This is a genomic window from Mycobacterium sp. 29Ha (genome assembly GCF_032883055.1).
Classification (GTDB): domain Bacteria; phylum Actinomycetota; class Actinomycetes; order Mycobacteriales; family Mycobacteriaceae; genus Mycobacterium; species Mycobacterium gallinarum.
The window spans coordinates 75,180-97,913 of the sequence record NZ_JAMQTI010000024.1 but is presented as its reverse complement, the minus strand read 5'-3'; the positions used below and the strand labels follow the sequence as shown (position 1 = coordinate 97,913).

At 68.7% G+C, this 22,734-nt stretch carries 26 protein-coding genes and 1 tRNA gene; 8 read left to right on the top strand and 19 right to left on the bottom strand.

The window, feature by feature from the left end; genetic code table 11:
- Positions 1-193: 193 nt before the first annotated feature.
- The 7 genes from M1248_RS25915 to M1248_RS25885 all read right to left on the bottom strand — a co-directional run bounded on the left by M1248_RS25915 (position 194) and on the right by M1248_RS25885 (position 3,815).
- On the bottom strand, positions 194-442 hold the full coding sequence (locus M1248_RS25915; protein ID WP_317150142.1) for a hypothetical protein: 249 nt from the start codon (positions 440-442) through the stop codon (positions 194-196).
- A gap of 54 nt (positions 443-496) precedes the next feature.
- Complete coding sequence (locus M1248_RS25910; RefSeq protein ID WP_317150141.1) at positions 497-1,249, bottom strand: hypothetical protein; 753 nt, start codon at positions 1,247-1,249, stop codon at positions 497-499.
- Positions 1,246-1,548 (bottom strand): hypothetical protein, encoded by a 303-nt coding sequence (locus M1248_RS25905; protein ID WP_317150140.1) that lies wholly within the window; start codon positions 1,546-1,548, stop codon positions 1,246-1,248. Before M1248_RS25905 ends, M1248_RS25910 begins: the two co-directional genes overlap by 4 nt.
- Positions 1,545-2,360 carry a hypothetical protein gene (locus M1248_RS25900; protein ID WP_317150139.1) on the bottom strand — a complete coding sequence of 272 codons (816 nt, stop codon included), beginning with the start codon at positions 2,358-2,360 and terminating at the stop codon, positions 1,545-1,547. The genes M1248_RS25905 and M1248_RS25900 overlap by 4 nt, the downstream gene beginning before the upstream one ends.
- A 9-nt stretch (positions 2,361-2,369) precedes the next feature.
- The gene (locus M1248_RS25895) at positions 2,370-3,089 is read right to left on the bottom strand and encodes a hypothetical protein (RefSeq protein WP_317150138.1); all 720 of its coding nucleotides are present in this window, start codon (positions 3,087-3,089) and stop codon (positions 2,370-2,372) included.
- Positions 3,086-3,340: a hypothetical protein gene (locus M1248_RS25890; RefSeq protein WP_317150137.1), complete on the bottom strand. Its 255-nt coding sequence runs from the start codon at positions 3,338-3,340 to the stop codon at positions 3,086-3,088. The genes M1248_RS25895 and M1248_RS25890 overlap by 4 nt, the downstream gene beginning before the upstream one ends.
- 211 nt (positions 3,341-3,551) lie before the next feature.
- Positions 3,552-3,815 carry a hypothetical protein gene (locus tag M1248_RS25885; protein WP_317150136.1) on the bottom strand — a complete coding sequence of 88 codons (264 nt, stop codon included), beginning with the start codon at positions 3,813-3,815 and terminating at the stop codon, positions 3,552-3,554.
- 149 nt (positions 3,816-3,964) lie between these two features.
- Between M1248_RS25885 and M1248_RS25880 the strand changes: the two genes are divergently transcribed.
- Both M1248_RS25880 and M1248_RS25875 read left to right on the top strand, forming a co-directional pair.
- Positions 3,965-5,254: a DNA cytosine methyltransferase gene (locus M1248_RS25880; protein WP_317150135.1), complete on the top strand. Its 1,290-nt coding sequence runs from the start codon at positions 3,965-3,967 to the stop codon at positions 5,252-5,254.
- 102 nt (positions 5,255-5,356) lie between these two features.
- Positions 5,357-6,091: a hypothetical protein gene (locus M1248_RS25875; protein WP_317150134.1), complete on the top strand. Its 735-nt coding sequence runs from the start codon at positions 5,357-5,359 to the stop codon at positions 6,089-6,091.
- Here M1248_RS25875 and M1248_RS25870 read toward each other — a convergent pair.
- From M1248_RS25870 to M1248_RS25835, 8 genes are all read right to left on the bottom strand, one after another.
- Positions 6,036-6,509 (bottom strand): very short patch repair endonuclease, encoded by a 474-nt coding sequence (locus M1248_RS25870; RefSeq protein ID WP_317150133.1) that lies wholly within the window; start codon positions 6,507-6,509, stop codon positions 6,036-6,038. The two genes, M1248_RS25875 and M1248_RS25870, sit on opposite strands and share 56 nt — an antisense overlap.
- A 10-nt stretch (positions 6,510-6,519) precedes the next feature.
- The gene (locus tag M1248_RS25865) at positions 6,520-6,690 is read right to left on the bottom strand and encodes a hypothetical protein (protein ID WP_317150132.1); all 171 of its coding nucleotides are present in this window, start codon (positions 6,688-6,690) and stop codon (positions 6,520-6,522) included.
- A gap of 30 nt (positions 6,691-6,720) precedes the next feature.
- On the bottom strand, positions 6,721-8,262 hold the full coding sequence (locus M1248_RS25860) for a terminase large subunit domain-containing protein (protein WP_317150131.1): 1,542 nt from the start codon (positions 8,260-8,262) through the stop codon (positions 6,721-6,723).
- Between the two features lie 147 nt (positions 8,263-8,409).
- Complete coding sequence (locus tag M1248_RS25855) at positions 8,410-8,733, bottom strand: hypothetical protein (protein WP_317150130.1); 324 nt, start codon at positions 8,731-8,733, stop codon at positions 8,410-8,412.
- Entirely contained in the window at positions 8,730-9,269 is a 540-nt protein-coding gene (locus M1248_RS25850) for a hypothetical protein (RefSeq protein WP_317150129.1), read from the bottom strand. The genes M1248_RS25855 and M1248_RS25850 overlap by 4 nt, the downstream gene beginning before the upstream one ends.
- Positions 9,266-9,766 carry a hypothetical protein gene (locus tag M1248_RS25845; protein ID WP_317150128.1) on the bottom strand — a complete coding sequence of 167 codons (501 nt, stop codon included), beginning with the start codon at positions 9,764-9,766 and terminating at the stop codon, positions 9,266-9,268. Before M1248_RS25845 ends, M1248_RS25850 begins: the two co-directional genes overlap by 4 nt.
- A gap of 589 nt (positions 9,767-10,355) precedes the next feature.
- Positions 10,356-12,362, bottom strand: coding sequence for an AAA family ATPase (locus tag M1248_RS25840; protein ID WP_317150127.1), 2,007 nt, complete (start codon positions 12,360-12,362; stop codon positions 10,356-10,358).
- An 83-nt stretch (positions 12,363-12,445) separates the two neighbouring features.
- On the bottom strand, positions 12,446-12,694 hold the full coding sequence (locus tag M1248_RS25835) for a helix-turn-helix domain-containing protein (protein ID WP_317150126.1): 249 nt from the start codon (positions 12,692-12,694) through the stop codon (positions 12,446-12,448).
- Between the two features lie 55 nt (positions 12,695-12,749).
- On the opposite strand from M1248_RS25835, the gene M1248_RS25830 reads away from it, so the two are divergent.
- From M1248_RS25830 to M1248_RS25820, 3 genes are all read left to right on the top strand, one after another.
- A complete protein-coding gene (locus tag M1248_RS25830; protein WP_317150125.1) occupies positions 12,750-13,328 on the top strand; it encodes a hypothetical protein in 579 nt (192 codons plus the stop codon).
- 52 nt (positions 13,329-13,380) lie between these two features.
- A complete protein-coding gene (locus M1248_RS25825) occupies positions 13,381-14,781 on the top strand; it encodes a site-specific integrase (protein WP_317150124.1) in 1,401 nt (466 codons plus the stop codon).
- Between the two features lie 202 nt (positions 14,782-14,983).
- Complete coding sequence (locus M1248_RS25820; protein ID WP_317150123.1) at positions 14,984-15,493, top strand: protein NO VEIN domain-containing protein; 510 nt, start codon at positions 14,984-14,986, stop codon at positions 15,491-15,493.
- A 112-nt stretch (positions 15,494-15,605) separates the two neighbouring features.
- On the opposite strand, the gene M1248_RS25815 is transcribed toward M1248_RS25820, so the two are convergent.
- The 4 genes from M1248_RS25815 to M1248_RS25800 form a co-directional block, all read right to left on the bottom strand.
- Positions 15,606-15,680 (bottom strand) — tRNA-Val (locus M1248_RS25815).
- Positions 15,681-15,725: 45 nt separating this feature from the next.
- Positions 15,726-16,190: a peroxiredoxin gene (locus tag M1248_RS25810; protein WP_163729399.1), complete on the bottom strand. Its 465-nt coding sequence runs from the start codon at positions 16,188-16,190 to the stop codon at positions 15,726-15,728.
- A 4-nt stretch (positions 16,191-16,194) separates the two neighbouring features.
- Positions 16,195-16,620 carry a DUF3052 domain-containing protein gene (locus M1248_RS25805; RefSeq protein WP_163729402.1) on the bottom strand — a complete coding sequence of 142 codons (426 nt, stop codon included), beginning with the start codon at positions 16,618-16,620 and terminating at the stop codon, positions 16,195-16,197.
- Positions 16,621-16,724: 104 nt separating this feature from the next.
- On the bottom strand, positions 16,725-17,300 hold the full coding sequence (locus M1248_RS25800; protein WP_317150122.1) for a hypothetical protein: 576 nt from the start codon (positions 17,298-17,300) through the stop codon (positions 16,725-16,727).
- 198 nt (positions 17,301-17,498) lie between these two features.
- Here M1248_RS25800 and aceE point away from each other — a divergent pair, with 198 nt between their 5' ends.
- The 3 genes from aceE (at position 17,499) to M1248_RS25785 (ending at position 22,658) form a co-directional block, all read left to right on the top strand.
- Positions 17,499-20,288 (top strand): pyruvate dehydrogenase (acetyl-transferring), homodimeric type, encoded by a 2,790-nt coding sequence (gene aceE, locus M1248_RS25795; protein WP_317150121.1) that lies wholly within the window; start codon positions 17,499-17,501, stop codon positions 20,286-20,288.
- A gap of 48 nt (positions 20,289-20,336) precedes the next feature.
- Complete coding sequence (locus M1248_RS25790) at positions 20,337-21,578, top strand: PucR family transcriptional regulator (protein ID WP_317150120.1); 1,242 nt, start codon at positions 20,337-20,339, stop codon at positions 21,576-21,578.
- Between the two features lie 171 nt (positions 21,579-21,749).
- Positions 21,750-22,658, top strand: coding sequence for an ACP S-malonyltransferase (locus M1248_RS25785; protein WP_317150119.1), 909 nt, complete (start codon positions 21,750-21,752; stop codon positions 22,656-22,658).
- The last annotated feature ends 76 nt before the right edge of the window (positions 22,659-22,734 follow it).

Genomic DNA, 22,734 nt, shown 5'->3' with positions numbered 1-22,734 from the left:
TATCGAACCGCCGACCGCTGGTGTGTAAAGGGATCGGAATGTGTGAAACCGCATGCGGCGGTGTCCAATACGCCCAGTTCAGCGGCGGTTCGCGTGTTCACGCTGTCCACCGCGTCCACGCTGTTCGGGCACGTCTTGGGACACCGTTGGGACACTCAGATGGGTCACGGCGTGCGCCGTAGCGGGTCCGCGATCAGGCTGCCGACAGCCCGGCGGACTCGACGGTGAACAGGTCGTCTCGCAGCCACTGGTGCCCGCATCCGCCGCACTCGTACCGGCACACCGCCCACGCCCCGCCGCCAGCGGTCACGTCGGTCGGCTCGGTCAGGGTGGCGCGGCGCACCCGGCTGTCGGCGCGGTGCCCGGCCGGGTTGCACTGGGGGCAGTAGTCGTCCAGGAATTGCAGGCAGCGGTCCGGCTGGTTCGTCGTTGTCGTTGTCACGGTGTCTCCTCGATGTCGTTGGGTGAGGTGGCCCCGCGTGGTTGTGGTCGGTCGTCAGGTGAGCGGCGGAACGGGGCGCATACCGGCCCGCAGCCCGGCCAGTTGGGAACTGCCCGGCCCACCACCGTCGGTGATGCCCAGCGCCTCGCACACGTCGGTCTGGGTGACCTCCCCGGTGCGGTGAAGCTGTTTGGCCACGCGCATCACGGCGGGCCAGGCGCGCTCGATGACGGGCTGGACGGCGTGCCCGAGGTGGGTGCCGCCAGCGGCGGTCAGCACGCCGCAGTCACTGCGCCCGCCGCCGTCGAACAGCGCGAACATCTCCCGCTGTGTTGGGCGGCGACCACCGGCACGCCACCGCGCCTGTGCCCACGGCCCCGCGTAGGCGATCTCCTCGTCGCGCCCATATGGGCGGTCGGAGAAGCTGGTCACGCCCTCCACGCCCGACACGCGGCTGTCGGACACCACAGCGGTGCGGAGTTGCGCGCCGAGCACGATGCCCGCGACGGCGTGGCCAGCCTCATGCACGCAGATTTCGAGGTGCTGGCGCTGGCGGGCGGTCAGGTCGGCGACGGTCGGCGGGCGCTTGGGTGCGGGCGCTGGCCTCGGCGGCGTCGGTGCGCTGGGCCGGGCGGCGGCCGTGGTGACGCTGGGCCGGGCCGCAGCGGCGGGGACTCTGGGGCGGGCCGCAGCGGCAAGGGTCGCGCGTGCGACCTGTTCGGCCACGGCGGTGAGGTCGGCCAGGGTGATGGTCGGCTCGGTCGTCATGGTGGTGTCCTCTCTGGGGATGTTGGCGGTGGTCGTCACGCGGGGACCGACGCCGGGGCGGCGGTGCGGAACACATCCGGTCCACCACCGTCCCGGCGTCGGTCGATAGTGACCGATGGCTCTGTTTCGTTGCGTTGCAACAATTTGCGCGCGTTCTTCTGGCGTTCCCTCTGGTCGCGGGCAGCGGCGCGGTCTGCCGCCGCGTCCAGGTGTCGGCCAATGCAGTCGGCGCAGGTGTACTCCCAAACGCTCCCCTTCCACCGCCAGCACGGCCCGCCGCACGACTGGCAGACCGGGCCGGTGTAGGTGTCCGGCGCGTCGGTGCTCACGGCGGTCACGGCGCGACCTCCACCGCTGCCACCACGGCCTCGTAACCGACCAGGACCGACCGCTCGGCCACGGCCACGTAGACGTTGTGGCGCTCGTCTGCTGCCGTGCGCACCTGCGGCACGTCGCGCCACCCGAACAGGGGCGCGCTGGTGGCCACGATGGTCTCGCCCAGCCCGGCGCGATAACCGCCGTCGAACACCAGCGCGTGCCCGCCCGGCGTCGTCCACCGAGCACCCGACCGTGTGATCAGTTGCGCCGCAACGAACACCGGCAGCCACGCGGGCGAGGCGTGGACGTAGCCGACCACATTGGCCTCGGCGAACTCGGCCTCGATGTGCGCCAGCGCGTCCACCAGGTCGGCCACCTCGGGGGTGGCGTCCAGGTCGGCGGCATCGACCAGCAGCCGGGCGGCGAACTGCCGGGCCACCACGACCGACTCCCGCAGCCGCAACGCCTGCGCGGCACGCTCCTCCACCTCGCGGCGCGACTGCTCGGTGAGGTCGCAGGAGTCGAACGCCCACACCACCAGCGGGTCGAACGGGGCGAGGATGTCGCCGCGCTCGCCCTGCTTGCGGTCGCCGTCCAGGGTGGGGACGCCGCACCACGGCGCATCCCAGACGCCCACCTGATCGCCAGGGAAGTTCGGGCCGCGAACCTCCACGCCGGTCAGGTGTCGGCTGGCCTCGTCGGTGCCCACCTCGATCCAGAACACCGATGAGTACAGACCGCCGGGCGCGGGATTGACCGGCGGTGCCTCGAACCGCACCGGCAGCATGTCGGGGTGGGTGGTCATCGGAAAGTCGGGTAGCGCGGTGGTCACGGCGGTCTCCTATGCGTCGATGCCCATTGCGGCCAGTTCGGCGCGGGCGCGGTCGTCGGGGGTCTGGTGGTCCTGGTTTCGCTCGCCCTGGTCGTCGCGGTTCAGTCGGCGTTCCAGTGCGGTCGCGGCCTGGTCGATGGTGCGAGCCAGTAACCGCGCCAACAGGTCCGAGCGAGACGGCTGGCCGCGCAGCGCGGCGGCGTTCGGCGGGTGCGAGTGCGCCAGCAGTGCGGAGAACTCGGCATCGACCGTCTCGGCCATCGCCACCAAGGTCGCCACCCACGACCCGTCGGCCAGCGCCTTACCGGTCACCTCGGGCAGTGCCGGGCGCGGTGCGAGGTCCACCAGAGTCGTCATGGCGTAGCGGCGCTTGCCCGGCTCGTTGGCCAGGTGCTTGGTCTTGGCCCGCGCCTCGCGCTCGGCCACCCACCCGGTGATGTCGCCGACTAGTTCGTGGACCATCTCGACCAGCCACGGCACCGTCACCGTGGAGCGCAGGAACCGGGCGGGCCGGGCGTCGGCGGCGATGCGCTCGGCCAATGGGCCAACCACATCCGCGATCTCGCGGGACAGCGACCAGTCGCCGCCGTACTGGCCGACGGTCAACCCCGTGCGCCGCCGCTCGCGCAACTCGGCCTGCGAATACCGGCGGGGCGGTTTCGGGCGCGCAGCCGACAGGGCGGCGTAGGTGCCGCGCCGTCCGATGACGTGAGACAGCACCTCGGTCACCGGGCCACCGCCTCGGTATCGGGGTCCTCGGCGATGACGTCCATCAGCGACTCGGCTCGCTCCTCGGAGATGTCCAGGGTTTTCATCAGTGATGCACGTCGCCGCAGCCACGACAGCGCGGCGCGAGCCTCATCGACGCGGGGGCCGTCGGTCTCGCCGCGCGAGGCCATCGCACCCAACCGGGCGCGCCAGAACTCCACCGAGTGGGTGCGCGGATGGGTGGCGGTCGCGGGCGGGCTAGTGGCTGTCATGCCCCCACGTTAAGCCACTTGCGTGCATAGCAGCTATGACCGAAAACCGTTGCGGGGCAAGCTAACTAACCTAGCTATACCGACGTGTACGGGATTATTGGCGCTTACGACGTGGCGAAATACGGTGAAACGGGGGCCGATGCCCACCGCACGAAACTGATTCGGATTCTCATGCGTGTCGGGGCGTTTGGGCGTCCCGCGCTGATGCTGTCTACGCGAACTCCGCGAACCCAGAGCGCGGCTTGGTCTCCACGATCTCCCCGCGACGACGCATGAACAGGCCGTCGCACCCCGCGCACCGGTACCACTTGGCGAACTCCACGATCCGCTCGCCGAGGCCGACGAGCCGTAGATCGCCGTTGCAATTCGGGCAGTCGCCGGGGCGCTTCTCTGCGTGGTCGTCGTCGTCGCGCCACAGCTTGCCGCACTCGGCACAGTCGAACCGAACGCCCGACCTCCACACCCGCTTAGCCACGCTGTGCAATCCCTTCCGCCGACCTCGACCGGCCCGCCGCGCCTCCGACCGAAGCTAGCAGCCCGACCCACCGCACCGTGAGGCCGGTTGATCAGGGACAAAGGCGCGCCTCCACCCGTCTGACGGGGTAGCAGACTAACCTCCACACGGTGGCGAGTTCGCGTATCAAACGTCCCCTCGTAGTCGATCTCTTCGCCGGTGCCGGTGGGCTGTCCTTGGGTTTCGAGCAGGCTGGCTACGACATCGCCGCCGCCGTGGAACTGGACCCGGTGCACGCCGCCGTGCACGAATACAACTTCCCGTACTCGACCACGATGTGCCGCAGCGTCGTCGGGTTGACGGGCGACGAGATCCGCAGAGACGCCGGTATCGGCAACAAGCCGCTGCACGCGGTCGTCGGGGGCGCGCCGTGCCAGGGGTTCTCCATGATCGGCAAGCGCGCACTGGACGACCCCCGCAATCTACTGGTGCGCGAGTTCTCGCGGATCGTGATGGAGCTACAGCCCCGGTACTTCGTGCTGGAAAACGTCGCGGGTTTGACCGTCGGCGACCACCGCAAATTCCTAGACGAGATCGTGGCCGAGTTCGAGGGCCACTACCGCGTCCTCATGCCCTACCGCGTGTTGCAAGCCGCCGAGTTCGGCGTGCCGCAGTCGCGCAAGCGCCTGTTCCTCATCGGGGCGCGCGAGGGCGTGCCGCTGCCGTCGTACCCGTCGCCGATCACCGGGCCGGGCAGCATGAAGGGAATGCCGAAACCGTCCGACTTGCCGCTCGGCCCCACCGTCTGGGACGCCATCGGCGACCTACCCGACGCCGACGACTACGACGATTTGATGGACGGGGACGCGGTGCTCGCCAAGTTCGGCGAGCCGTCCGACTACGCCGCCGCATTGCGCGGGCTACGGCGCGACCCCGCCGACTTCGGCCACATGCGCGAGTTCGACGAGAAGCTGCTCACGTCGTCCATGCGCACCGTGCACACCGAACTGTCGCGCACGCGGTTCGCGGCCACTGCGCCGGGCACCACCGAGGAGGTCAGTCGGTTCCTGCGACTGCACCCCGAGGGCATCTGCAACACGCTCCGCGCGGGCACGGCCTCCGACCGTGGTGCGCACACGTCGCCCCGCCCGATCCATCCCAAGCTGTCGCGGGTCATCACCGTGCGCGAGGCCGCGCGGCTGCACGCCTACCCCGACTGGTTCCGACTGCACGCCACCAAGTGGCACGGGTTCCGGCAGATCGGCAATAGCGTCCCGCCGCCGTTGGCTCGGGCGGTCGCCGGCTCGCTACTGGCAGCTGACGGCATCAAGCCACAGCCGGGCCGGTTGCTGTCCGAGCACCGCGACGAACAACTGCTCGTCATGGGTGCGGCTCGGGCAGAACGGCACTTCGGCATCGAGTCGCGGGTGATTCCGCAGCGCGACCGCAAGCTGGTGTGATTCGTGCCGAGACAGCCGAACAGGTACGAGTTAATCGCTGAGTACGTCTTCAACAAGTACTACACCGACGGCGCCGACGAAGTTCCGTTCGGGGCGCAGGACATGATCGACGCAGCCGAGGAACTCGGGGTCCGACGCCCCGACAATATGGCGGACGTTCGCTACTACTTTCGTTTTCGTCACGCACTTCCCGATTCGATCATTGCCCGTGCGCCCGAGGGCAAGCATTGGATCATTCGAGGGACGGGTCGGTCAGCGTATGCCTTTGTGGCAATTAAGGATTCGCCCGAGATCCTGCCGAGCGAGCACCTAATCGTCACGAAAGTGCCCGACTCGACGCCAGAGATAATCCGAGCCCACGCGCTGGGCGACGAGCAGGCATTGCTCGCCTTGGTCCGCTACAACCGCCTGATCGACATATTCCTCGGCGTTGCCGCCTACTCGATGCAAAACCATCTCCGAACCACAGTCCCCGGTATCGGACAGGTGGAGGTTGATGAGGTGTACCTCGCCGTTGACCGTTACGGCGTTCAGTACATATTGCCCACCCAAGCTAAAGGTGGCACCGACAGAATCGGCATCACTCAGATAGAGCAGGACCTCGCTATGTGCGATGTCAAATTCCCGGGTCTTGTCGCTCGGCCCATCGCCGCGCAGTTTATGGGCGACACCATCGCGCTATTCGAGCTTGCAGTGCAAGACGAAAGCATCGTCGTCATTCGGGAGTCGCACTACAGACTCGTTCCGGCCAACGAGATCACCGCCTTGGACCGCGAACTATTCAAGTCGCAGGCGCTGCTCCCTCCGACGGTTCCGTTCGATCCCGAGGTCGAATAGCGGCAACGGCGTCGGCGATTCGAGCCGCAGCCTCGTCGGCAGGGGTGTGCGCCCAGAATCGCAGCACCGTCCACCCCTCGGTTTCGAGCAACGCGGTGTTGCGGGCATCCCGCTCGGCGTTCGCGGCGATCTTCGGACCCCAGTAGTCGATATTGGTGCGCGACGGCACGTAGTGCTGCGGGCAGCCGTGCCAGAAACAGCCGTCGATGAACACCGCTACTTTCGCCCGCGTGAACACCAGATCGGCGCGCAATCGCCGATTCTGCGACGACGGCGCGAAGTCCACCCGGTAGCGCAACCCGGCGGCGTGCACCAATTGCCGGACGCGCAACTCTGGCAACGTGTCCCGACGTTTGTTCCCGAGCATCACCGCGCGCGTGGTCGCGTTCTTCGCCCAGCTTTCCGGCGTCGAGGCCATCGAATCGCGGCTAGATCAGCTTCAACACGCCGAAATCGACCAGGTGCTCTTCGCGCCCGTACCAGCCGGACGGTTTGCCGTCGTCGAACTCCACGCGCGCGTTGCTGTCGTTGACCTCCACCACGCGACCCGTCGAGCCCGACTCGACCTGCACCCGGTCGCCAATTTCGAGTTGTGCCATGTCTCCGAAGTTACGCCGCAGCGTCGGCGATTAGCCGATCCGGCGGCGCATCCACGCGGGCGGCGCGGCGTTGGCGCGCCTGGCCACGTCCGCCGGGTTGACGATGTACAACACCCCGCTATGAGTCAGAACGTCGTGCGCCACGACGGTGGCCGCGAGGTTGTCGGCTTGGTGGTCGCGCTCGCCGCCCTGCCAACTCACGGCGGCGGTCTCCCAATTGGGCAGCGACCCGACCAGGCGGGTGGTGCCCGTCTCCAACCCCTGCACCAGCTTGGCCGACCGCTGCAATGCGTTGCCTCGGCCCCGGCCGCTGCTGTTACGCGGCGGCCAGGCCGACACGACGATGTGGTGCGGCGGGTTGTGACGGGCCAGCGCGGTGCGCATGACCGACAGGTACCCCTCGCGCGCGGCGAACGACTCCACCGCGACCTCGGTGGCCCCGGTGTCGATGGCCAAGCGCACCGCCGCCTCGGCCCATTGGTCGGGGGTCATGGGCGCGCTGATGTCGCGGTGGACCACCACCGCCCCCTCGGCCGTCAGGCTGGCGGCCACGATGCCCGCCGAGTCCCCCTGGCCGCTGTCGCACGGGTCCACGCCGACGACCGTGCGCAGCAGCGCCGACGGCATCGCCGAGAGACGGTGCTGGTCGATCCATTCCTGACGAATCACGTTGCCGTCGGGCGAGGCTGGCAGACCCATGAACTCGGCCCACCACGCCCGCTCGCCGAGGCTGCGGCGGCGCTCGGCGAAATCGGCAGCGGTGCGGCCCACCGCGCTCACCATGCACTCGCCGGGGGCGCGCCCCAGCGAGTCGGGCACGCCGTCGGCGGCCACGGCGGGGATGCTCACCAGCCGCCAGCGGTCGCCCTCCTCGGCCAGCAGCGTGCCTATCAGGTCCTCGGGGTGCCAGCGCGTGCCCACGACGACCACCGACGCCCCCGGCTCGACGCGGGACATGAGCGTGGCGCGGAACTCCTCGACCACCCGGCGGCGCAGGGTCGGACTGTCGGCGTCGGTCATGTTCTTCACGGCGTCGTCCACGATGAGCAGGCCGTCGGTGCCGTGCCCGGTGAGGCCGGACAGGATGCCCGAGGCGAGCAGGCCACCGCGCCGCCCGGCCACGGTCCACTGCCCCGCGCTGGACTTGTCCGCCGATAGGGCCAGCCCGAGCAGTTCGCCGTGGTCGTTGATGAGGCGGCGCGCCTCGCGCGAGTGTTTCTCGGCGAGTTCGTCGGCGTAGCTGGCCAGGATGATGCGCGTATCGGGGTTGCGGGCCAGCGCCAGCAGCGTGCCGAGCACGGCGGCGGTGGTGGACTTCGACTCGCGCGGCGGCATCGTGATGATGAGCCGGTCGTTCGGCTCGCGGATGGCCCGGTCGATCTCCTGGCCCACCATGCTCACCGCCGGGGTCAGCCGGTAGTTGGGCAGCAACCGGCGGCCCATGTCGTGCGGGGTGTCGGGCACCCGGCGGGCGCGCAGTTGCGCGAGGTGTTCGGCCTCGGCCAGGGCGCGAGCGGCGGTCTCGGTGTCGGCGAACATGAAAGCTCCTGACCTGGCGTTTTGCATCGTCATCGGCGGCCCGCTTGCTCTATCGACAAACGGTCGCGGGGTTGGTGTCGGCACGTCACCGCAGGCCACCGCGTGTTTCGCACCGCGAGGGTTGCGCCGTCAGGGCGGCCGGTGTCCCAAGAACGGCCCATCCGGCGGTGGTGGCGGCCACTATTCCGGCGGCCACATCACGCTGCCGGGGGCGTGTCCGGCGCGGCGCGTGGCGGTGTCGCGCTGCTGTCGGCCGTCGCCCCGCGCGACCAGTCGGCGGCGCAGTAGTGCCGACTGGCCCATGTATCCGCGCTGCCGCATCGTCTCCTCGAACGACTGGCGGACGTGGTACCGCGATCCGAACATGTGCTCACGACGCGGCGGCTCGGCCTCGACGGTCGCCGGTTCGGCGGCGGCGGCGGTGGCAGGCGGGGCATCGAGTGCGGCCAGCTTGGCGCGGATGCGCGCGAGGATGCCCCCGGCCGTGGGTGTCGTATCGGTCATCGGGTCTGGCCCTCTCGTTGTCGATATGCGGCGATGACGGCCACCGCCGCCGACTCGGCCTCGGCCAGCACCTCGCGCGGCACGTCGGCGAGGTCGTCGTCTTTGTTCACCGCGTCCACTGTGTCCATCGTGTCGGCAACGGGCGCAACGAGTTTCAACGCGGGAACGGCCCCGTCGTCGGCGTCGTCGGAATCGGGGCCGTGCGCCTCGCTGGCGGCCGAAGCGGGCGCGGGCGGGTAATCCCCCACCTCGCCGGGATTCTCGCGGCTGCGGGCGACGGCTGCCCACTGTGCGAGTTCGGCGGCCGGGAGTCCGCCGTGGCCGAGCACGGTGCGGCACACCTCGACGTGGACGGGCCACAGCGGATCGGTCGGGCCGTCGCAGGTGCCGAACACCTCGCGGCATCGGTCGGCGGCACGGTCGGCCAACGTGGCGGTGGTCAGGCGTCCCTCGGACACCTCCTGCATCAACACGGCGACAGCCTCGGCGGCACCGATGTCGGGCACCCCCACTGCGGGGCCGGTCGGCGCGGTCACCGGACCACCTCGGCGTCGATGACCTCGGCCGCCGACGCGAGGGCGGCGGGGTTGCCACCGCTCACCGCCGCCGCGCTGGCCTCGCGGACTTGCCGTAGCCACTCGGCGGTGGCCAGTGCGGGGGTGGTGTCCACGGTCACGTCTACGCGGTCGGGGGCGTAGTACCCGCCCAGCTTGGCCAGTTCCACCTCGTTGGCCCTGATCTCGCGGTTGAGCGCCACCAGCGTGTCGTCGTCGCCGTTGCGGAACGCCGCCGCGAAACGCTGACTCATCGCGCGGCAACGGGTCTCGACGCCGAACTTGTGCGCCTCGACGGTGGTCGTCGTCGCTTCCCGGCGCTCGCGCGCGACGTGACGGGCCACGGCGGTCTGCGCCGCGCCGACGCTGCGGTACCCGAGGCGGTCGGCGACCTCGCGCCAGGAGTGTCGAGACGCGCGCATCTCGAACGCCTCCTTAGCGCGCTCGCGGCTGGCGTAGCGGCTCATCGTCGGTGCCATACCGCATTAGTACCGCATTAGGGTGCACGTTCGTCAGTACCCGACTTCGACGGGAAACTCTGCGGCTGTTGGTGTTTCGCGCCACCGCCCCGGTCGGGTGTGCCGTGGGTCGGGGTCCGTGGCGCGTGCTGCCTGCCATGCCGCCGCTCGCACCACGGCCAGCCGCCGCCGATGGTGCCGCCGCCACCGCCCTAAACCGTGCGGGGACGGACGACGCGGCCGGTTTCGTTGGGTGTCCCTACCCATGTCCCCCACTACGTGGGGGGACAGACACATGGGTGTGGTGGGCAGTAGTTGGGTCACCGCCTGGGTACGGGTGGGTATTCGCAGGTCAGAGCGGGTGGGTACGCACTTGGGTATGCCTGGGTACCCCCGTTGCCGGCTCGGGCCGTACCCACCCCGTACCCACCCCCACGCACGTCGCCGCAAACGCGGTGACCTGCGACTTCGTCCCGAACGACTCCACCCGTACCCAAGTGGCGACGGGGTACGGGTGGGTATGGGTGGGTATATGCAGGTCAGCGGGTGTTTTCGGCCTCGGGTGGGGGTGTCTGGGCGGTGGCCGGGTGCCCGCCGTGCAGTCGGCCCGTCACGTCGGTGGGGCGGTGTCCGTGTCGCCGCTGCCGTCGCCGGTCAGTGCGGTCATGGCGGCGGGATCAAGCGGCGGATAGTCCACGGGCTCGTAGAACACGTGCCCGAAGGGGTCGCGCTTGGCCACCACCAACTTCTGGTGCGCCACCAACAGCTTCACAGCCCCGGTGGCGGTGTGCCTGCTGCACACCCGACGCACCTTCCGCATACCGCCCTTGCCGTTGGGCTTTTGGCCGATCTCCTCGTTGGCCATCTCGGCCAGCCGGGTCTGGGTCAGCCCCTCACCGGGGATGCACCCCTCCTGCGCAAGGGCGTACATCTGTTTGACGAACGCCGCCCCCGTGCCGGTCCACTTGTCCATCGGCAGATCGGGGTCGTAGGGCGCTTGCAACGGGTCCGCGCCGGGCGCGATCACCAACGAGTCGCCGCCGCCGGGCAGCGAAACCTTGACCGCCGTCAGCGGATACGGCCCCTCGACCGCATCGTCTTTCATCTTGCCGACCTCGATGGTGACCTCCATCGACTTCGGGCTGTCGCGCAGCGCGAGTAGCTGGACATCGACGGCGTTGAGCCAGGCGACCGAACCGCGCGCGTTGCGGGGGTCGGCCTTGGTGGTGTGGTGCAGCACCAGCACCGCCGTGCCGGTCCGCCGCATGAGCGTGTCGATGTGCGCCACCGCGCGACCCTGGTCGGTCGCCGAGTTCTCCTCCAAACCGACGGTGCACCGCGCCTGGGTGTCGAACACCACCAGTCGCGCGCCGGTCTCCTCGACCTTGGCCCGCACGTCATCCATGTCGCGCGGCGAACCGAGTTGCGCCGCGCCCTCCAACACCATGAAGTTGGCGAGCACCCGGCGGCGGTCGATGCCGCGCTGTTCGCACCACGCCCGCACGCGCTTGCCGATGCCGCCCGCGCCCTCGCCCACGACGTAGAGCACCGGGACCGGCTCGGCGACAACGAACTTGGCCGCCCCGGCGAACGGGGTGCCGGTGGCCAGCGACAGCGCCATGTCCAGGGCGATGAAGCTCTTGAGGGACTGGGACATCCCGACGAGGTGCGTCAACGACGCGGCGGGCAGCAGCTTGCCCACCAGCCACGCGGTGCCGGGCAGGTTGTCGAGGTCATCGAGCGTGCGCCACCGCTTGGCCACCGAGTCGCGGACGGTGACACCCCCGGCCTTGTGCAGTGCGCGGGCGTCGGCCAACTCGGCCCACGCGGCGCTGCGGTCCCCGGCGGTGGCCGCCGTGAGCGCGGCGATGGCCTCGACGGGCACGTCCAGGCCGACCAGTTCGGCGGCGGTCGCCAGGTAGTTGTGCTCCTCGCGGCGGTGCTTGCGGGCGGCTGGCCCCATGTTCCATGTGTCGCGGTTCTGCCGCTCGATCATCTGCCGGGCGGCGTCGGCGACCTCCGACCCACAGCCGCGCTCGACCTCGGCGAGGGCGTAGGCGGTGTGCGGGGCAACGCTGACCTTCCGCAGTTTCTGTTGGCGCTGGCCACGGTCGCGCTTGCGGGCGTCGGCCCGTGCCCGCAACTCGTTCAGCGCCGCCTCGGGCTCGGGGATGTCGTACAGCGCCGACTCGGCGACGAACTCGGCGACCTCGGCCCGCGTGGTGCCGTCCAGGTCGGGGCATAGCATCGTGGCCACGTCGGGCGGCACCGCGTCGATCTCCTCGAACCGCGTGCCCTCGCGCTCGGTAACCGGATTCGGCGCGACGACGTTGAGGCCGTAGCGGACGCCGAACGCGCGCAGGGCGTCCCACTTCGCCGGATCGGTGACGTACAGCGCGATCTCGTCGCCCGGCTCGGCACCGAGGTGGTGGGCGAGCATCGCCGTCGGAAACGCCACGGCGGGGTCGGGCTCGCGTAGTTCCTCGGTCAACACCGCGCGCGGGGCACGGCTATCGCCGGGGGCGGCGGGGTGGAACGGGTCGCGCCCGTCGTAGCGACGGCCGTTGATGGCCCCGCCCCGCCGGTCGGCGGTAGAGTCGGCCCTGTCGTTGGGCATGTCGGTGTGTCCTCGCTTCGGTGGTAAGTCGCCCCGGTTCCGGTGTCGTTGTCGGGCCGGGGCGCACTGCGTTCGGGGGTGGGTCAGTCCTCGCCAAGCAGCCGCAGCAGGCTGACGGACTTAACGCGAAACCGCTTCTCCCCCAACGTGATTGCTTCCAATTTGCCCGCGTGGATCAGGTCGTAGGTGTACGCCTTGCTGATGCCGAGCAGCAACGCGGCCTGCTCGGCGCTCACCGTGGGGTGATGGCGCAGGTACTCGACGGTGACGGGTCCGCGCCGGATGAAGGGGCAAGCGGCCCCGGCCGTGGGTGTGATGGCTGTGGTGGTCATGTTGTCCATATGACGTCATTGTGATGTCCAATGTCCAGACTGTAGATTGGACAACATGCGCACGACTCGACCACACCACCAACGCGGCGACGTGGAGTCGGTGGACTACGCCGACCCCGACCCGGAACCCGGTAGCCGCAGCGGGCCGTTCGGACGAACGCCCCGGCCCGACGAGCGGGTGGCGATCAGGCTGGCCGGTCACCCCGTCACCTACGTCGTGCGGGTTACGACGAACCGCCGAACCGGCCCAACCATCACCGAACTCACGATGCGGGCCGACGACGGCGCGATTGTCGATTACGACGCGGTGCGCGCGGTGCCGGTGCGCAGGCTGGCCGTCACCGCCGCGCAATGGATCGAACGTCTCGGCGGTCAGATCGGCTACGTGGACGACACCGCCGAGGTCCAGACACAACCCGAGAACCACGACCCCAAGGTGTATGAGGCGGCGCAGATCGCCAAACGGGCGTTGGCCCTCGGTCGGCCGGTGCGCCCCACCGTTGCCGCCGAGTTGCACGTCAGCACCAAGACCGTGGACCGGCTACTCAAACGGGCCAAGGCAGAGGAGTGGTTCGACGCCGAGCCGCTGCCGAAACGCCCACCGCCCCAACAGCGGGACACGACAACCACCTAGCGCGACGACCACCACCTACGACCACAACCACGCACCGAGGAGAACCATCGACATGACCACCACCGAGACCGCCAAACGCACCCGGCGGGCCGAACCGATCAGCAAGCGCACCGCCAGCAACGGCGCGACCACCTACGAGTTCCGCGCCGACGTGGGCACCAAGGCCGACGGCACCCGAGACCGCCGACGGTTCACCTACCGGACGCTGGCCGAGGCGCGCCGCGAATACCGCCGCATCACGTCCGAGGTGGCGGCGGGCACCTACAACCGCCCCACCGCCGTCACGGTCGCCGAGGCGTGCGAGGCGTGGCTGGCCGGGCGGCGCGGCATCCGCCAGGTGACGAAATACGGCTACGAGATGGACCTGAAACCCGTTGTGCGGCACCTCGGTGGGCGCAAGTTGCAGGCGCTCACCAAGGCCGACGTGGACGGTCTGGTGGCGTGGATGCTCACGGCGGCGCGCACCGATCACCGCCACTACCAAGCCGATTCGCTGAACGGTCGCGTGGTCGCGTTGGTGGCCGAGCACCCCGACGGCATCGCTGTCGCCGACATCGCCGCCGCGCTACCCGGCGATGTCCACACCGCGCTGTCCGCGCTGCTGGCCACCGGGCGGGTGACCCGGCTGCGCCGTGGTGTCTACGCCCCCGCTGCGCCCGAGGCCGCCGCCGCCGAGGAACGCGGGCTCAGCCCGCAGACGGTGCGGTCCACCCTCACCACGTTCGGCGCGGTGGTCCAGTCCTACACCGCGCAAGGCGTGCTGCCGCGCAACGTCGTCGCGCTGGTGGACCGGCCCAAGAACACCGACGCCGCCGAGGACACCACCGCGCCCGCCGACCTGGACGCCGACGGCGCGGTGCGGTCGTGGACGCCCGCCGAGGGCGAACGGTTCCGCGAGTCGGTGCGCGATCACCGACTATTCGCCTGCCTATTGCTGTCGTGCTACGGGATGCGCCGGTCGGAAGTGCTCGGATTGCGTTGGAGTGCGGTCAATCTCGACACCGGCACGTTGGCGGTCAAACGTGGCCGGGTGTCCGTGGGCGGGGCTGTGGTGGAGGGCGACCCCAAGTCGCGCCGGTCGCGCCGCGAACTGCCGCTACCGGCTGACGTGACCGAGGCGCTGCGCAGCCTGAAAACACACCAACGTGCCGAGGCGCTGGCGCTGGGCGTCGGGTGGTCCGACGACCGGCTGGTGGCCGTGCAGGAAGACGGCACCCCGCTGCACCCCGACCGCTACACCGACGAGTTCCACCGCCTGCGCGAGCGGGCCGGGCTGCGCCGCATCACGCTCCACGAACTGCGCCACACGTCGGTGTCGCTGATGCAGGACCGGGGCGTCCCGGTGCACATCGTCGCCGCATGGCACGGCCACTCGCCCGAGGTGGCGTTGCGCATCTACACCCACGTCAAGGCCACCGAGCTACGGGCGGCGGGCGCGGCGCTGTTCGGGTGACCCAGCGCAGTTACTCTCGGACATCCGCCGACACCACCGGGAGGGCAGAGTGATGGCTCGGCGAGGCGGTCAGCGACGGCCTCGCGCCGCAAACGTGTGCAACTACTGCGCCGACGACGTGAGGCTTACTCAAACTGGTCGTGTCGGAGCGCACAAGCTGCCGGACGGCCGTCGCTGCCCCGGCAGTGGCGGAACGCCCGCAGTGTGGCGCGAGTTCGACACTCCGATCAGTAGGACACCGCCGCCACGCGCAACGCCACGGCCGCCAGAGCCGCCACCCCCACCACCGCCACCGCCACCGCCACCGCCGCCGGAACCGCAGCGTCGATTGAGCGCGGCCGAGAACAGCGCGATTGAGCGCCGGGCGGTAGCCGTTGTTATTGACCACTTCCACAGCCTCGGATTTGCGACCGCAGACGTTGGGGCTACCGAGTCCTTCGACGTGCGAGCCACCCTCGGCGACCGCGAGGTACTCATCGAGGTGAAGGGAACCACCGGCCGTGGGGAGAGCATCACGCTCACCGCCAACGAGGTCGCGCTCCACACGTCTGCGACCGACAACGCCCTAGCGATTGTTCGGTACGTCGAGTTGGAACAGGTGCGCGGCGAGCCGGTCGCGACGGGCGGCGAGTTGCTCTTGACCATGCCGTGGGCACCCGAGCCCGCGTCGCTGCGGCCCATCGCATTTACCTACGACACCGGCATCGAGTAGTAATCCGCGACGTTCTCGACAGCGTTGGGACACTCTCGGGACATTGGCCCGCCGTCGGTGCGCGCCGCCACTGCCGGTCATCGCCGATTAGGCCGTTGAACTGCAAAGACTTTGGTGGGCGCGGACGGTATCGAACCGCCGACCGCTGGTGTGTAAAACCAGAGCTCTACCACTGAGCTACGCGCCCTCGTCAGGGCAAATTACACGCCGACGAGGTCAGACACGAAATCCGTCAATCCGACCGAAGCGCCGCCAGCGCGTCCGTCCACACCGCCTGATCGCGCGGCTCCCCCGGCTGCTTCATCTCCGCGAACCGGACGATGCCGCCGCGATCCACGACGAAGGTCCCCCGATTGGCGAAGCCGGCGTCGTCGTTGAACACGCCGTAGGCCTGCGCCACCGCGCCGTGCGGCCAGAAGTCCGACAGGACCGGAAACAGGAAGCCGCTTTCGGTCGCCCAGACCTTGTGGGTGGGCGGCGGGCCGACCGAGACGGCCAACGTCGCAGTGTCGTCGTTCTCGTAGTTCGGCAGATGATCACGGATCTCGTCGAGCTCGCCCTGACAGATCCCGGTGAACGCCAACGGAAAGAACACCAGCAACACATCTTTGGCACCGCGGAAGTCGCTCAGCGTGACCGGCTGGCCGTTCTGGTCCTTGAGCGTGAAGTCCGGCGCCTCGGTTCCGACCTCGATCACCGGCTCATCGCCGACCCGCGGCCTTGGACTTCGGCTGCACCAGCCGGCTGGCGATCCAGCCGCCGAGGTTCGCCGACGAGGTCTGCATCAGCCCGGCCGTCGGCGCCGACTCGGCGATCTCAGCCGGCTGCACGTGTCCGGGCTTGCCCGTCTTGGGGGTGACGACCCAGATGACGCCGTCGTCGGCCAGGGGCGTGATGGCGTCCATCAGACGGTCGACGAGGTCGCCGTCGTCGTCGCGCCACCACAGCAGCACCACGTCGATCACTTCGTCGGCGTCTTCGTCGAGCAGCTCACCGCCGCACGCTTCCTCGATGTCGGCCCGGATGTCGTCGTCGACGTCCTCGTCCCAGCCCAACTCCTGCACAACCTGATCTTTTTGGATGCCCAGTCTTTGGGCGAAGTTCGAGGCGTCCTCCGCCGCGACCACCTTCGGTCCTCCTTCAGCCAGCTGGCGCGATGTGCGTCCAGCCCTATCGTCGCACGCCGGGGTCCGCTAGCGACTCACCGGCGGCAAGGTTGTGCCGATCTGGATCAATATGCCGCATCGCAGCGGTTCAGCGCGGTGGTCTTCGCATCGTTGAGCTTGGTGATCGCGGCGTTGAATTCTTCAGGGCCGTAATTGCCCTCAATCGCCACTGCCACGCCCCTTGCGGCGTCGACCCAGGTGTTCATCGAGTCCTTCAGGTCCGGCGGCAGCTCCTCGGACATGCTGCGTGCGACCAGGTCGGCGCTGTGATTGAGGGCGTCGATCGCGGGTCGCGCCTTGGCTTCGGCGTCGGCGGCGCTCTGGTTGAAGGCGTCGACGTAGGCGTTGACTGCGGTGATCGCGTCCACACTGCTGGTGCTCAGCGACTCACACGACGTATGCACCGCCTCCTGGGTGAGCGACGCCTGCCGCTCGGACTCGCGGGCACTCGAACTGGCCGCGGACTCCGCGATCGACGCCGACACCGACGCCCTGTACACGGGTGCATCCGCGGTATCGACCGACGCGGCGCCCTGGGTGACACTGCTGCAGGCCACGATGATCATCGCCGCGGAAGCGGCACTGCCGATCGCGAGAGCGGCGATCCGCAGGCGTCTCGGAAACAGCCAACCGGTCACCACGGTCTGCAGAGGTTACCGGGTCCCATTCGCGACCGCGGGTTCATTCCAGTCCCGTACCCCACCGGTGCAAGTCATGCAGGATTGGAGAAGGATGGAGGAACCGCGCACACAAGAGTGCAAAGTGACCACAGGTGAGAGGTGCGGAAAACATCCACACCGACCACCGCAGCACGTATACCGCCTAACAAGGAGCGGAAGTTGACCACCGAGTTCGCGCGCCAGGACCTGGCCCAAAACTCCAGCAGTGCAGCCGAACCCGACCGCGTTCGGGTGATCCGGGAAGGTGTCGCGTCGTATCTGCCCGACATCGACACCGAAGAGACCGGCGAGTGGCTGGAGTCGTTCGACAAGCTGCTCGAGCGGTCCGGGCCCGCCCGCGCCCGCTACCTGATGCTGCGGCTGCTGGAGCGCGCCGGCGAACAGCGGGTGGCCATCCCGGCGCTGACGTCCACCGACTACGTCAACACGATCCCGACCGAACTCGAGCCGTGGTTTCCCGGCGACGAGGACGTCGAACGCCGCTACCGGGCCTGGATCCGCTGGAACGCCGCGATCATGGTGCACCGCGCGCAGCGACCGGGAGTCGGTGTCGGAGGGCATATCTCGACATACGCATCCTCTGCGGCGCTCTACGAGGTCGGGTTCAACCACTTCTTCCGCGGCAAGGCACACCCCGGCGGCGGCGACCAGATCTTCATCCAGGGCCACGCCTCGCCGGGCATCTACGCGCGCGCGTTCCTCGAGGGCCGGCTGACCGCCGATGACCTCGACGGCTTCCGGCAGGAGCACAGCCACCCCGGCGGCGGGCTGCCGTCGTACCCACATCCACGCCTGATGCCGGACTTCTGGGAGTTCCCGACGGTGTCGATGGGCCTGGGCCCGATGAACGCGATCTACCAGGCCCGCTTCAACCACTACCTGGACGACCGCGGCATCAAGGACACCTCCGACCAGCACGTGTGGGCGTTCCTCGGCGACGGCGAGATGGACGAGCCCGAATCACGCGGCCTGATCCAGGTCGCGGCCAACGAGGGTCTGGACAACCTGACGTTCGTCATCAACTGCAACCTGCAGCGCCTCGACGGCCCGGTGCGCGGCAACGGCAAGATCATCCAGGAGCTGGAGTCGTTCTTCCGCGGCGCCGGCTGGAACGTCATCAAGGTCGTGTGGGGCCGCGAATGGGACACCCTGCTGCACGCCGACCGTGACGGCGCGCTGGTGAACCTGATGAACACGACGCCCGACGGTGACTACCAGACCTACAAGGCCAACGACGGCGCCTACGTTCGCGACCACTTCTTCGGCCGCGACCCGCGCACCAAGCAGCTTGTCGAGAAGATGTCGGACGCCGAGATCTGGAACCTCAAGCGCGGCGGCCACGACTACCGCAAGGTGTATGCCGCCTACCGCGCAGCGATGGATCACAAGGGCCAGCCGACCGTCATCCTGGCCAAGACCATCAAGGGTTACTCGCTGGGCGCGCACTTCCAGGGCCGCAACGCCACGCACCAAATGAAGAAGCTCGCGCTGGCCGACCTCAAGTATTTCCGTGACGCACAACGCATTCCGGTCAGCGACGAACAGCTTGAAGAGAATCCCTACCTCCCGCCGTACTACCACCCCGGCCCGGAGGCGCCCGAGATCCGCTACATGCTGGAGCGGCGGCGGGCATTGGGCGGGTTCCTACCCGAGCGCCGCACCCACGCCAAGGTGCTGCCCCTTCCTCCGCGCGACACCTACAAAGCGCTGAAGAAGGGCTCGGGTAACCAGGAGGTCGCCACCACCATGGCGACCGTGCGCACGTTCAAGGAACTGTTGCGCGACAAGGAGATCGGGAAGCGCATCGTTCCGATCATTCCCGACGAGGCACGTACCTTCGGCATGGACTCCTGGTTCCCGAGCCTGAAGATCTACAACCGCAACGGGCAGCTGTACACGGCCGTCGACGCCGAATTGATGTTGGCGTACAAGGAAAGTGAAATCGGCCAGATCCTGCACGAGGGCATCAACGAGGCCGGTTCGACGGCGTCGTTCACCGCGGTGGGCACGTCGTACTCCACCCACAACGAGCCGATGATCCCGCTCTACATCTTCTATTCGATGTTCGGCTTCCAGCGCACCGGCGACGGCTTCTGGGCCGCCGCAGATCAGATGGCGCGCGGATTCGTGCTCGGCGCCACCGCAGGGCGCACCACCCTCGTCGGCGAGGGCCTGCAGCACGCCGACGGGCATTCGTTGCTGCTGGCGTCGTCCAACCCGGCCGTGGTCGCCTACGACCCGGCGTTCGCCTACGAAATCGCCTACATCGTGGAGAGCGGCCTCGCGCGGATGTACGGCGAGGACCCGGAGAACGTGTACTTCTACATCACGATCTACAACGAGCCGTATGTGCAGCCGGCCGAACCGGAGGGGATCGACGTCGATGCGCTGCTGCGCGGTATCTACCGCTACCGGCCCGCGCCGGAGAAGAGGTCGCACACCGCTCAGATCCTGGCGTCCGGTGTCGCGATGCCCGAAGCGTTGCGCGCTGCGCAGCTGTTGGGCGACGAATGGGACGTCGCCGCCGATGTGTGGTCGGTGACGAGTTGGAATGAGCTCAATCGCGACGGCGTGGAGATCGAGAAGCAGCGACTGCGCCACCCCGACCGGGAAGCCGGCACGCCGTTCGTCACGACCGCCCTCGCCGACGCGATCGGGCCGGTCATCGCGGTGTCGGACTGGATGCGCGCAGTTCCCGAGCAGATCCGGCCGTGGGTGCCCGGCACCTACGTCACGCTCGGAACCGACGGCTTCGGGTTCTCCGACACCCGGCCTGCGGCTCGGCGGTACTACAACACCGACGCCGAGTCGATTGCGGTCGCGGTGCTCGAGGGACTGGCGCGCGACGGCAACATCGATCAGTCGGTCGCCGTCGACGCGGCGAACAAATACCAGATCGACGATGTCTTGGCCGCGCCCGAACAGACGTCGGATCCCGGCGTCGCCTGACCCGCGTTCTTGGAGGATTCCTCCAGAAGGATGGCGTAGCCTTTATAGATGCCCGACAATCGGTATGTTCCGCCGAAGTCCACGGTCGAGGTGCTCGAAACGGTGCCCGACGTGGTGCTGCGGCGGCTGAAGCAGTACTCGGGCCGACTGGCCACCGAGGCTGTGCGCGCCCTCGAGCAACGGCTACCGTTCTTCGCCGATCTCGAAGCCTCGCAGCGGGCGAGCGTCCAGTTGGTCGTGCAGGCCGCGGTGGTCAACTTCGTCGAGTGGATGCGCAATCCGCAGAGCAATGTCAGCTACACCGCCCAGGCGTTCGAGGTCGTCCCACAGGATCTCCGGCGCAAGATCGCGCTACGGCAGTCGGTCGAGATGGTTCGCGTCACCATGGAGTACTGCGAGGAGGTGGTGCCGCTGTTGGCCCGCTCCGACGAGCAGTTGACCGCGCTGACGGCCGGAATCCTGCGCTACAGCCGGGATCTCGCGTTCGCCGCCGCCACCGCCTACGCCGACCAGGCCGAAGCGCGCGGCGCCTGGGACACCCGGATGGAGGCCAATGTCATCGACGCGGTCGTCCGCGGGGACACCGGACCGGAGTTGCAGTCGCAGGCCGCGGCATTGAACTGGGACGCGACCGCCCCGGCCACCGTGATCGTCGGTCTTCCACATCCGGACCGGAACGACCTCGCCGGGGACGACGTGCACGATGTCGCCAGCCGTCACGGCCGCGCCGCGCTGTCCGACGTGCATGGCACCTGGCTGGTCGCGATCGTGTCGGGCGGACTGTCCGCGACAGACCGCTTTCTCACCGATCTGATGAAGGTCTTCGCCGACGGCCCCGTGGTGATCGGCCCGACCGCCACCACCTTGGCGGCCGCGCATCGCAGCGCCACCGAGGCGATCGCCGGCATGAACGCCGTCGCCGGCTGGACCGGCGCACCGCGCCCGGTCGCGGCCCGCGAGCTACTGCCCGAACGAGCGCTGCTGGGCGACATCTCCGCGGTCGCGGCACTGGAAGCTGAGGTCATGCGGCCCTTGGCAGACGCGGGTCCGGCGCTGGCCGAGACCCTCGACGCTTATCTGGACTCGGGCGGCGCCATCGAGGCGTGCGCGCGCAAATTGTTCGTTCATCCAAATACCGTGCGCTACCGGCTCAAACGGATCACGGACTTCACGGGTCGCGATCCGACGGTCCCGCGGGACGCCTACGTCCTGCGGGTAGCGTCCAGCCTGGGCCGGCTGAGTCGGCAAACGCACCTAGCCAGCACGCGAAACACCGCCATAGCCAGGTGACGGAGGTCACTCCGTGGGCCTAGTTCAAGATCACGGGTAGTAATAAGGTCGCGGACCGGTATCGATGGCGTCGCATCACATGCGCTTTTGTGGATTACCTACAAAAACCTAAGACCAGGTTCATAATCTCTTACACCGCGCAAATGTGGTTTCACAGTGTTCTCTTAGAGAGTGCTTGCGTTGCTTGCGCCCGGACAGGGCTCTCAAACTCCCGGCATGCTCGCCTCGTGGCTCGAGCTGTCGGGTGCCGCTGACCGCATCGCAGCGTGGTCGGCGATCAGCGGGCTGGACCTCGCGACGCTGGGAACTACCGCCACCGCTGAGGAAATCACCGATACCGCCGTCACGCAGCCACTGGTGGTGGCGGCCACCCTGCTCGCCCACGAAGAGCTGAGTCGGCGCGGCGTCCTGGACGGTAAGCAGACCGTGGTCGCCGGCCACTCGGTCGGCGAGATCGCGGCATACGCGATCGCTGGCGTGATCTCCGCGGACGACGCAGTCAAGCTGGCCGCGACCCGCGGCGCCGAGATGGCCAAGGCCTGTGCACTCGAGCCCACCGGGATGGCCGCGGTGCTCGGCGGTGACGAGGCCGAGGTGCTGGCCCGTCTCGAGGCGCTCGATCTCGTGCCCGCCAACCGCAACGCGGCCGGTCAGATCGTTGCCGCGGGCAGCATCGCAGCCCTGGACAAGCTCGCCGAGGATCCGCCGGAGAAGGCGCGGGTGCGTAAGCTCGCAACCGCAGGCGCGTTCCACACGCACTTCATGGCGACCGCCGCCGAGGGGTACGCGGCCGCCGCCGAGGGTGTAACAACGGCTGAGCCGACAACGACGCTCTTGTCGAACGCCGATGGTCAAGCAGTCGCCTCGGCCGCGGACGCGATGGCCAAGTTGGTCGGTCAGATGACCAAGCCGGTGCGCTGGGATCTGTGCACCGAGACCATGCGTCAACAGAATGTGACGGCGCTCGTCGAGTTCCCGCCTGCCGGGGCCCTGACGGGGATCGCCAAACGCGAACTTCGGGGGGTACCGACGCACGCCGTCAAGTCCCCCGCTGACCTGGACGGGCTCGCCGAGCTCTGAAAGGGAATGCTTTCCGTCCGTCGGAGGCAACAACCACATACCAACACCAGTTGGCAGTAACAACCAATTAGAAGGA